Below are 11245 nucleotides of genomic sequence, written 5' to 3' on the forward strand. Positions count from 1 at the left end.
TTATGGCTTTTAGGAGATTCCGGTGGTTTAAGATCGCATTCTACACGATGTTGATAGGAGGAGTATGGCGCCTGAACGAACGCTATGTTTGGACAGCCATGGGAGAGTGCGAGGTAAGAGCTGACGCTTCTGTGTTGGAAGAGAAATTTTGGGACATTTTCCCCTCTCGTTGCTTGCGTTTTTGGCCTTTATTTCTACGTCACTCGCAAGATATGAGCGCTTTTTTGGAAAGAACGCTTCCTGTTCTTGTCTCTTCTCGTATGACGGGCGTGGGGACGTTTATTGTGGATATAAAATGGCTTTCTCCGTGGATTCTCGTAGAGTGGAGAGGACAGATTTGGTGTATATCGAAAGAGGGCCGGATGTGGAACGTGGCCGACGGAACTTTGGGTTCAAGAGAGTTGAAAATCCCCGTAAAACCGTTGTGGCGTCTCCCTTCTTTGCCCACCGAGACGAGCGGGGACATGTACGCGCTACCAGGGGGGGTTTTTCCTTCTCTTTTTTCAATAGATGTCATAGAGGGGTTCCTGAGGAGGTTCGCCAACGAATCTTGGTTCGAAAATGTAGAAGAGATCGTTTTGAGTCGCCGAGCAGGCGCCAATCTTTTCAACCTGCGATTTGTACATGAGAGGCAAGAATTTACGATCCTGATTCAGCAAGACAAGTACGGGTGGCGTGAACTCAATGTAGCGCTGGGTCATATTTTGAAGCGTCTACAAGAAGAGGGCGGCAATTATTTGATCGACGCCACGTATGAGGGTAAAATAGTGGTCAGGAGCGTGTCCTCTAGCGCGGGAGAAGGGAGTTCGAAATAATTGTTCAGTGAGCCGGATACCTTAGTTGGGCTTGGCGTCGGTACTACCAAGATCACTGTGATCGTGGCGCAAAGGGATCTCCGTTCGCACGAGACAGTTCAGATTATCGGCATTGGAGCCGCCCCCTCGATGGGTATCCGCAAGGGTTTGATCGTCAATCTGGAGCAGGCTATACGTTCCGTCAAAAGCGCGATCAGGGACGCGGAGAATATGGTCGGCTTCAAGTTGAATCAAGCGATGGTTTCTTTCAACGCGATCGATGTTCAAAGCGTCATGTCCAACGGGATGGTGGCGTTGGGACGCACAGCTCGCCCTGTTCAAGTAGAGGACGTGGAGCGGGTGATAGATGCCGCACAGAGCGCTCTCAATACCCCGCCGAACAGAGTGGCGCTTCATACGATTCCCGTTCGGTACTCCATTGATGGAAATTTTGGTATCGACGATCCTCTGGGCATGACAGGAATGCGCCTCGAAATAGAGCTGCAAACAGTTACGGTTCCGATGCCTTATGTGCATAACGTGGTCAATTGTGTGGAGGCCACTGGAATAGAAGTGGATGGATTAGTCATCAAACCTATCGCCTCGGCGTTGGGCGCGTTGGTGGAGGAAGAGATGCGCGTGGGCGCTATATCAATCTGCGTAGGAGGCGGAACCACCGGACTTACCTTTTACAGGGAGGGGCGGCCAGTAAAAGTGGGGATCATTCCCATCGGAGGAGATCATATCACCAACGATTTGGCGAATGTTTTACGCCTCCCTTTAAATAAGGCGGAAGATTTGAAAAAACGTCTTTTTCTCGTGGATGGCGATGAGCCCATCGCGTTGATGTCCAAGGGGCAACAACAAAGAACGATTGATCCCAACATGGCGCTAGAAGTGATCAGTTGTCGGCTGGAAGAGCTTTTTGTTGAAAATGTGGCGCCTTTGATTCCCGAACAGGATCCCAAGCTATTTCCTGCGGGTATTATTCTTTCGGGGGGAGTCGCTAAAACGCCGGGTATCGAGGTGCTCCTTTCGGATATTTTCAAGATGCCGGTTCGGATCGCGGATCCGCTGGATTCTTATCAGATGCCTCCAGGGCGCAATGACACCAGTTACATCAGCGCGACGGGAACAATTCGCTACATCTTGAACAAAGAGCGGAACCCTTATCGCTTCATCGACGCTCCCGTTTCGGAATGGCGTTCAGGGGGAGTCCGCCGGCGTCCGGTCCAAAAACCCGACCGGAGTGACGAGTCGCGATCTCCCAAGCAAGGCGTAAAAAATATGATGGATAGAATCAAAGAAACGTTGAAAGAACTTTTTTAGATTTTTTAGTTACAACCTTTGCAAGATACGGCGGTCTTAACGGGCAGGAGGGCATATAAATGGATCAAGATCAGGTTTTTCACATCCCTGAGGTACTCAAGCAAAGAGAGCATATTCTGGTGATCGGAGTAGGTGGCGGCGGAGGCAACGCTCTCAACCATATTATTGAAAGCGGGGTGGAGGGTGTCGAGTTCGTGGCGGCAAATACGGATTCGAGAGCCCTTGCTATGAACAAAGCCCCTCATAAAATCATCTTGGGGGAAAAACTTACCAAAGGCCTTGGGGCTGGCGCCGACCCCCAAGTGGGTATGGATGCCGCAAAAGAATCCATAGACCACATACGGGAATATATTAACGGCGCCGATATGGTTTTTGTGACCGCGGGTATGGGAGGCGGAACGGGAACGGGTGCCGCGCCCATTATTGCGGAGGTCGCCAAAGATATGGGCGTATTGGTCGTGGCGGTCGTGACAACGCCATTTAGTTTTGAGAGAAAAAAGCGCGCCACAGTGGCGCAAGAGGGCATTGCCAAGCTCAGGGAGAAGGTCGACGCTCTTTTGGTGGTGGAGAACGACAAACTTTTGAGCCAGGCGGACGATAAGACAAAAAGCATTGATGCTTTCAAGATGGCGAACGAAGTTTTGCGCCAATCCGTTCAAGGGGTGACGGACCTTATTTTAAAGCCCGGCAATATCAACGTGGATTTCGCCGACGTGAGAACGATTATGAGAAACTCAGGAGCGGCGATTATGGGCATTGGAGTCGGCGATGGAGAAGATAAAGCCGAGAAGGCGGCAAAAGCCGCGATCAAGTCTCCTCTTATGTCCTTGCCCTTGAAAGGAGCCAAGGGTATTCTCTTCAATATCGAGTCGGCGCCGGACGTGGCGCTGTTCGACATCACCAAAGCGGCAAACATCATCAATGAGACGGCTCACGAAGACGCCCAGGTCATTTGGGGACATACTCTCAACGAAGATCTGGAAGATGTGATACGCATCACCGTTATTGCCACGGGTTTTTCTGAAAACGTCGAGCGTTCGCCTTTGCCCCAACCTTCCCAACCTTCCCAACCCAATCCCATCATCAAGGAACCTGTGAAGGGTCTTCGGTTGGGAAAAACGAGAGGAAACTTCTTTTCGTTCGACGAAACGGACCTGCCGTCCATGGGAGACGAAGATATGTTTATGGGAACATTCAAAACGCCTTATGACGAACCTGCCATCATCAGAAAAAAACAAAAATAGGCGAGCGAGGACAATAGTCTAGCTACAAACGGCCGAGTCTGATGAGGAAATTTTTACGATAAAGCGATGAGAAAGCCAAGGGCTTCAGCCGTTGAGCCGTTGAGTCATTGGATGAGAATCGCAACGCCGCCAACGAGCGGTGTTCGTTTTTGTTTTTTGTCGTGTCTCTAAATTCATGTTAGTTTTCTTTCATGATTGCGATATCAATGCGGCTGTAAATATTCTCAGAGTGGGGACATCCACTCTCAAAGGAGAAGACGTAAAAAAGGAAAAGACGTAAAACCGGTTTCAGTCGGCTGTCTTTGTCGATCTTAGAATCCTACGACTTTAGTCGTGGTAGTATGTCAAGAAAGGGAGTTTTAGGGTTTGCCGTTGAGAGAAACGAGGCGTTTCAAAACTAGGGGACCCGCCATATCGTTCGGAGACATTATGCTCCCCTTGGTGGGAGTAGTTGCCGTAGGGCTCTTGGTGGTCGCAGGAAAACTTTTTTTCTTCTCCACGTCTGAAGAGTTAAAAGCGTCCTTGCCTATAATGACGCCCTTAACTCTTCAGCTCGACCCTGTTCCGCAACCGCAGGAGAAGGAAAACGAAACTTTCATAGATGAAAAATCTGTAATAGATGAAAAATTTGTAGATGAAAGGCTTGTAGAGGAGCCTACGGTTGAAAGTCCGCTTATTGTAACGTCTGTGCCCGCTTTGCCGTCGTTGGATATGCAAGGTCGCCAAACGGACCCCTTTGGCGGCGTACTGAGTATCATGGCCGTTCCGTCTAACAATGACGCTGCAACCCCAAAAAGCAATGTCGTCGTGGTCATCCCTCCATCACCCCGGCCGACACCCGTGGTTGCTCCGACTTTGCGGCCTACTCCTACTCCGACGCCTCCCAAGCCCAAATCGGCAAATTCCACCTGGATGGTGCAGGTGGGCGCGTTCTCCACCCAAGCCGCGGCGGATGCCTTTTCGCGACAGGTTACCAAAGCGGGTTATAAGGCAACGGTTGTTTCGAGTAAAACACTGTATCGGGTTTTAGTTCAAGGTGAGAATAGCCGAAAAGAGACTTTAGCTTTGGCGACTCAGATGAGCCAGAATGGTTTTCGAGGGGCTTTTATCGTTCCTCCGAGACAGTAAATAAAACCTTAATAATCATTGAATAAAATGAATCAAAATGGATAAGATAACAAAATGGATAAGATAAATGGATAAGATGAACAAAAATGAATAAAACGAGAAAAAACGAGAAAAAATGATAGAAGTCTCTGAGGCGTAAACGTGGGAAAGCCTTGGGGATTTTTTCTTTATGAGGACGGAAACAAAATGCCGGAGTACATGAGCAAGAAACATGAGAATAGGGAACTCAGGGATTCTTTTGGCCGGAGGTTGAATTACGTCCGTATTTCCGTAACGGATCGCTGCAACTTTCGCTGCCGGTATTGTATGCCGGAAGACGGAATTGAATGGGTTCCTCACGAAGCAATTCTCTCCTACGAGGATATACTTTTTCTTGTGAAAACACTACGAGGTTTGGGAGTGAAGAAGGTTCGTTTTACAGGCGGAGAACCTCTGACGCGCAGAGGAATGCTCTCTTTTCTGAAAAAAATCTGTGAATCCTTTCCAGAACTCGAAATTGCTTTGACGACCAATGGGTCGACATTGACGCGAGACGCGCCCTTTCTGGCTCGTATGGGCTTATCCGGCATCAACGTGAGCCTCGACACCCTAGACCCGGAAAAGTTCGCTTTCATGACACGAGGCGGTGAACTGCAGTCGGTCTTGAATGGCATCGACGCCCTGATTTTCGCGCTGTCCGCAGGAACAGCCCAGGTGAAAATGAACGCGGTTCCGATTCGCGGCTTCAACGACGATTCCATTGCGGATCTGACTCAATTCGCGTTCAAAAGGGGAATCACATTGCGTTTTATCGAATTTATGCCCATAAACCCCGCTATTTGGAGTCAGGAGGGATTCATGCCGTTTTCCGAAATTTTGTCCCGGCTGCCCATTGTGTCAAGCGCTTCTGAGTGGCAAGAAAAAAACGAGTGGCAAGAAAAAAATGCGTGGCAAGAAAAAAATGAAGAAAACGGCGCGCTTCCCTCACCTGCCCTCTTGGGGCCTGCTCGCTATTACGTCAACATCGCCACAGGACAACAGGTGGGCGTCATCTCTGCGGTGTCTCGACATTTTTGCGCGCTCTGCAACCGCCTGCGCTTCACCGCCACTGGAGAAATTCAATCCTGCCTTTTTTATGGTGAGAGAATTTCAATTTTCGACGCACTCAAGGCCCGCGACGAAGAAAATCTCCGCGATCTGATTCTCCATGCCGCGGCCTTGAAACCTCAGGTGGGCTTGACCTCATATCGAGGACGAATCGACATGCACAAAATAGGAGGTTGAATTATAATGTTGACATCATATCTGGACGATTTTGACAAGTTTCTGTGGCGGGGACGTTTATGAAGGAATTTTTGACCGAGGGTGGACTTTCGTCCCATTTGCGAGAAGGACACCCCGTAATGGTGGATGTTTCCGACAAACGATCCACGTTGCGTGAGGCTGTGGCCGAAGGTTTTGTGAATTTGACTGAGGCAATAACGCGTGCTGTCGAGACTTGCTCAGCGGCAAAAGGTGACGTCTTGAAAATCGCCGAGTTGGCGGGAATTATGGCGACCAAACGGGTGCCGGAACTCATTCCCCTTTGTCACTCCATACGACTGAACGACGTTCGTGTCGAGTGTCAGTTGGACGCCCAGAGCAAAAGGGTGAGGATACAGGCTTTCGTCAAAGCATCCGATGTAACGGGCGTGGAAATGGAGGCTTTGACGGGGGTGAGCGTTGCCGCTTTGACGATTTACGACATGTGTAAAGGCATCGACAAGGGAATGTCCATCGAGGGAGTGCGCCTGTTGCGCAAAAGCGGAGGAAAGAGTGGCGGCTATGTCGCGGACGTTGCGGACCTCCAGCAGGAGAGTGGCGAGAAGGGATCCGTCGCGCAGCGCGGTTCACACGCGCAGTGTGGTTCACATGGAGTGTCAGTCGAGAAGCGTTCTTTTCTGGCGGGTCTTTTGACCATCAGTGACAAAGGCTACCGAGGGGAGCGAGAGGATACAGCGGGGCCCGTTTTGTGTGATCTTTTGGAATCGATGGGAGCGGAGGTCCTGCATCGAGTCATAGTGCCTGATGAATGTTCCGATATAACCAGGGTTCTCGAAACGTGGTCGAAAAGTGTGCAGTTGATCTTAACGACCGGAGGCACGGGGTTATCTCCGCGCGACGTGACGCCGGATGTCTTGGAGAAAATTGCTGATCGAGTCGTTCCTGGATTTGGGGAAATGATGCGCGCGGAATCTCGGAAATACACGCTCAATGCTCCATTGTCACGGGGGCTCGCTGTGATTCGAGGGCGATGTTTGATCATTGCCTTGCCAGGCAGCAGGCGAGGGGCGGAACAATGTTTCGAGGCGATCCGGCCCGCCTTGCGTCATGCGATAGGAACCCTCAATAGTTGGGACGAAGACTCCGAGTGCGGGAATAATTAAAGGGTTACATAAAAATTCCGTAGTAGTTTAAAGGAGTTGTTGGTTTTGATTTCTTTCGATGATGTAGAAAAACGCATGACCCAGTACGCGTCCTCCGGGATACGTCCGGGGTTGGACAGAATTCAACGGCTTCTCGAAGTGCTGAAAAACCCCCAAGGCGCGTATCCTGCCGTTCATGTGGTCGGCACCAACGGCAAAGGATCGACCTGCGCGTTTCTCGCCTCCGTTTTTCGGGCAGCCGGTTATAAGACCGCGCTTTACACCAGCCCTCACCTGGAAAGCCCCGGAGAGCGCCTTCTGATCAATGGGGAGCCTCTGAGTCCAGAGCAGTGGATGTGCAGCGCGGAGAGGGCAACGGATGCCATAACGCGGGATCCTTTCTTGCGGGAGGATCCCCCTTCTTATTTCGAGCTGGTGACGGCGACGGCTTTCCTGTTGGCTGAGGAAGAAAAGGCTGATATCGCGATTGTCGAGGCAGGTTTGGGTGGCCGGCTCGACGCGACGAACTTATTGCCGAACGTGGCCTGTACTGCGGTGGCATCGATCTCTATGGATCACACCGAGTTTTTGGGCAACACTCTAGAGGCCATTGCGGGAGAGAAATTTGCGGTTGTGAAGCCGGGTGTTCCCGCCTGTTACCTGGGAGACACGGAATCTCTCATCCCTTTGTTCGAGCAATTTTGCTTTGCCGCGGGCGCAAAACCTTTTGTGGTATATCGAGACGCGCGGCTCAACAAAGTAACCATTGCGGAAACGGGTTGCATCTTCGATTTTTTCGCGCCTGATCTAGAATTGGAACAAGTCCGTACAGGGTTGCTGGGTCGTTACCAAACCGCTAACGGAGCCCTGGCTCTTTCGGTTCTTTCGCGTTTGCGGGGGCGTTTCGACCGCTTGACGGACTCCGCGATACGTTCCGGAATGCTGAATGCCCGTTGGCCGGGGCGACTTGAGGTCGTTTCCCGGAATCCCTCAATCGTTCTGGATGGTGGGCACAATCTGGATGGGGTGGAAAAACTAGCTGCCAGTCTTACCGAGATCTGGGGATACAAAAAAATGGGTATCGTTTATGCCGTCATGAAGGATAAAGATTACCTTTCATGTCTCGAAATTTTGAGCGAATTGGGGGTCGCGCTTTATGCCACCTGCGTTCCAGGTATGGAGCGCAGCCTGCCGGCGGGTAACGTGGCGAAGGCCGCGGAGAGCATGGTTTGGCGCAACCGCGTCGTGGGATTTGAGAATCCTCTGGACGCAATAGCCGCAGCTTCTAAAGAAAACGATGTGGTTATCGTCTGTGGAAGTCTTTATCTGGTTGGCTGGACGCGTTCCAGGCTCGGTATACAAGTTTCTTGAAGTGTAAAATACCTATGGTGGCTTCACTCAGTGCTTTCGCGCCAGAAAATTTCACGATGGCGGAAGCCCAAGGACAGACGTGGCTGCGTTTGGGCTTGGGTGGTTTGGATATCCGTTTTTTCTTCAAAGGCGCATTGCTCGATAAAGGCTTGGGAGACGCGATGAGCTCACGGGAGGTTTTGACGCCTTTGCTGGGTGAGCCCTTGTCGATGGTGGCGCCCCGACAGGTTCATGGAGTAACGGTCCTGGACGCGGTTATCGAAAACACACGAAGGGCATCGGCACCCCCAGTCGAGGGAGATGGGATTTTGCTGGACACGCGTGAGGCGCTGCGAACGGGCAAGGGGTTGGAAGCCTCTTTGCGTTTCGCGGACTGCGCTCCCATCGTCATCTTACCTTCGCGTGAAGGAGAAGAAACGAGAGATTGTGACGAATGGGCCCTTTTGTTGCATTCGGGCTACAAGGGAACGGTTCAGAACATCGTGAAGGTAGGCTTGGAGAAAGCGCGCGACCGTTATGGGATGGAGGCCGCGCGTTCGGCTCAAGCGTGGGTTGGCCCTTGTGTCGGAGGCGAGAACTATCCGAGGGACCGGGATGAGTGGACGCTGCGGGGACTTCAGTCCTTTCACAAGGAAAATGTGAAGAGCGGGGGCGAGAGAGGCGAAAAATTTTTTTTCGACATCGCGGGGGAGTTGAAATGCCAGTTAAAAGACGCGGGAATTCAGGAGAGTCGGATTTTCTGTGCAGGAATCGACACTTGCGATTGCCCGGAGTTTTGTTACTCTTACCGACGCGGAGAACGTGAACGCCGAATGTTCTTGTGGGCGAGGATTTCGGAATAGTATGTCCTGGAGGGTGAAAGTTATGATACGAACTCGAGAAAATTACTTCGCATCTTTGAAGAAAATGCGACCCAATATCCACAAAAACGGCGAAGCCATTGCCGACGTCACGACGCATCCCGCAACGCAACGTGCAGTGGAAAGCCACGCGAGAAGCCTCGATCTCGCGCGGCAGCCCGAATATAAAGACGTCTACGTAACAAAATCGAGTCTGACGGGGCAGGAAATTATGCGTTTCAACAGCTTGATGCGAAGCCCGGAGGACATGATCCGCAACGCCCAATTGAAGCGGCTTAACTTTCAAACCAACGGAGCTTGCGTGGGCGGGATGTGCGTAGGCTGGAACGCTCTCAATGTATTTTGGGCGGTAACCAGCGACATCGACCGTGAAAATGGCTCCGATTATCACGAACGCCTGGAAAAATGGATTCTCTTCGCGCAAGAGCGAGGGTTATTGGTGGCCGGCGCGTTGACGGACGCTAAAGGCAACCGGAGCCTGAAACCCTCTCGACAAATCGACCCGGACGTTCACTTAAGAGTTGTAGAGAAAAGAAAGGACGGAATCGTCGTTCGCGGGGCAAAGAGCATGATCTGCGGCGTCGCGGCCTCCGATGAAATTTTTATCATGCCCGGCAATGCGTACAAAGAAGAGGACAAAGATTACGCTGTGGCTTTTGTCATACCGAAGGACATCGAAGGTCTAACCATCGTGGAGACGCGCAGGCCCAGCGATGACCGTGAATACCAAGAGGGCTTTGATATTCCCGACACGGGACACACACAAGCGTATCTCTTTTTCGAGAACGTCTTCGTCCCCAACGACAGGGTCTTTCTGTGCGGTGAATACAAACACACCGGAAAGGTTTTGCAGAGCTTTACGGCCAATTACAGGGCCTGTATTGGGGCTTGTGTTTGCGGACAGGGCGACGTGATGATCGGAGCCGCCGTCAATATGGCGCGCGCAAATGGATTATCTCACAAGACGTTTATGGACAAATTGATTCAGATGGCGGTCAACAACGAGACAACCTATGGCGTCGGAGTGGGAGCCATCGCCTTGGGTACAAAAGACCCGTCTGGTGTGTGGATTGCCGACAGCCTCATGGCGCACACCAATAAAATTCACGTAGCCACGTTGCCTTATGAAACGAAACGCCTATGCCAGGAAATTGGAGGTGGCGTCGTGGAGACAGGCTGTATGCCTTCTCATAAGGACTTTACTGACGAAAAGTATGGCGCTCTGATTCAGAAGTATTTGAAGGCCGGAGATTGTTCGGCCGAGTCCCGAGTGAGAGCGGCTCGTCTTTCGGAGTGGCTGACGATAGGGGCGGGTGTGCCGGGCTGTATGCATGGGGGAGGTTCTCCTGACGGAGCCAGGTTGGTCGTGCGGGCTGCCACACCTTTTGAAAAGTATGCCGAATGTGCAAGGAAGATTGCGGGTATCAAGGAAGATCTACAAGATCCGGCAAGCGTTAAAAAATGAGAGACAATGCCGGTCAAGGTTGATTAGCCACAAGCCAGCCGCAAGCCTCTTCGTCTACGAATTTGGGCTGAGGCTAGCTTGATCAGAAATAGAGACTGATCTTCTACAGTCAAATTATATTTTGGATTTAAAACTTACGATATTGATATTTCTACATTGATATTTCTACTTACTGTGCTTATAGAGTATGGGCCCTATGCTGGTGTAGCTTCTTACATATGGTTTTTTTAAAAAAAGAAAATAACGACAAAGAAAGAACTTTTTTATTTTAAAGAAAAAAATTTTTTATTTTATTGTCCTTCATCTTATTAGCTGGGCAATGTTTACAATGTATCGTAGGATGCTTATTTTTCCCAATGATATTTGATTCCTTAGGCCGCGATTAGGGACGGCCACTGACCGTGCAAAGTATGTAATCAATAATATAGCATCGCAGGAGGAGGGTTAAATGATGAAACGTATAATTAAAATAGGGTGTGGCTTTATAATGATTATTCTATTTTATCAAAATCTTGCTTACGCTGATATTATTGTGGCTCCAAATCCAACTCCAAGCAGAATATATGTCGGGCCTGATCCATATTATCAATTAGGCCAAGCGCTTGGGGATTTATTCGGAACTGCGATGCAAAACTCTAATGAACGGGCGGCTCAAAAAGAAAAAGAAAAA

10 protein-coding genes are annotated in these 11245 nt (G+C 50.5%); all 10 read left to right on the forward strand.

The features are described 5' to 3' along the window. Positions 1–2: 2 nt before the first annotated feature. On the forward strand, positions 3–815 hold the full coding sequence (locus LBJ36_09370; GenBank protein ID MDR1379240.1) for a hypothetical protein: 813 nt from the start codon (positions 3–5) through the stop codon (positions 813–815). Beyond that, positions 816–2123: a cell division protein FtsA gene (gene ftsA, locus LBJ36_09375; GenBank protein MDR1379241.1), complete on the forward strand. Its 1308-nt coding sequence runs from the start codon at positions 816–818 to the stop codon at positions 2121–2123. It abuts the gene before it with no gap. A gap of 59 nt (positions 2124–2182) precedes the next feature. Continuing rightward, entirely contained in the window at positions 2183–3367 is a 1185-nt protein-coding gene (ftsZ, locus tag LBJ36_09380; GenBank protein ID MDR1379242.1) for a cell division protein FtsZ, read from the forward strand. Between the two features lie 366 nt (positions 3368–3733). Beyond that, on the forward strand, positions 3734–4495 hold the full coding sequence (locus LBJ36_09385) for an SPOR domain-containing protein (GenBank protein MDR1379243.1): 762 nt from the start codon (positions 3734–3736) through the stop codon (positions 4493–4495). Between the two features lie 186 nt (positions 4496–4681). Then, positions 4682–5758 carry a GTP 3',8-cyclase MoaA gene (gene moaA / locus LBJ36_09390; GenBank protein MDR1379244.1) on the forward strand — a complete coding sequence of 359 codons (1077 nt, stop codon included), beginning with the start codon at positions 4682–4684 and terminating at the stop codon, positions 5756–5758. 59 nt (positions 5759–5817) lie between these two features. Then, positions 5818–6900, forward strand: a complete 1083-nt coding sequence (gene moaCB / locus LBJ36_09395) for a bifunctional molybdenum cofactor biosynthesis protein MoaC/MoaB (protein MDR1379245.1) — start codon at positions 5818–5820, stop codon at positions 6898–6900. A 45-nt stretch (positions 6901–6945) separates the two neighbouring features. After that, entirely contained in the window at positions 6946–8250 is a 1305-nt protein-coding gene (locus tag LBJ36_09400; protein MDR1379246.1) for a bifunctional folylpolyglutamate synthase/dihydrofolate synthase, read from the forward strand. Continuing rightward, positions 8247–9092: a laccase domain-containing protein gene (locus LBJ36_09405; GenBank protein MDR1379247.1), complete on the forward strand. Its 846-nt coding sequence runs from the start codon at positions 8247–8249 to the stop codon at positions 9090–9092. Before LBJ36_09400 ends, LBJ36_09405 begins: the two co-directional genes overlap by 4 nt. Positions 9093–9114: 22 nt before the next feature. Further along, the gene (locus tag LBJ36_09410) at positions 9115–10575 is read left to right on the forward strand and encodes a hypothetical protein (GenBank protein ID MDR1379248.1); all 1461 of its coding nucleotides are present in this window, start codon (positions 9115–9117) and stop codon (positions 10573–10575) included. A 448-nt stretch (positions 10576–11023) separates the two neighbouring features. After that, positions 11024–11245, forward strand: a 222-nt coding sequence (locus LBJ36_09415) for a hypothetical protein (GenBank protein ID MDR1379249.1), incomplete at its 3' end; no start/stop codon positions are given.

Source organism: Synergistaceae bacterium, from assembly GCA_031267575.1.
Classification (GTDB): domain Bacteria; phylum Synergistota; class Synergistia; order Synergistales; family Aminobacteriaceae; genus JAIRYN01.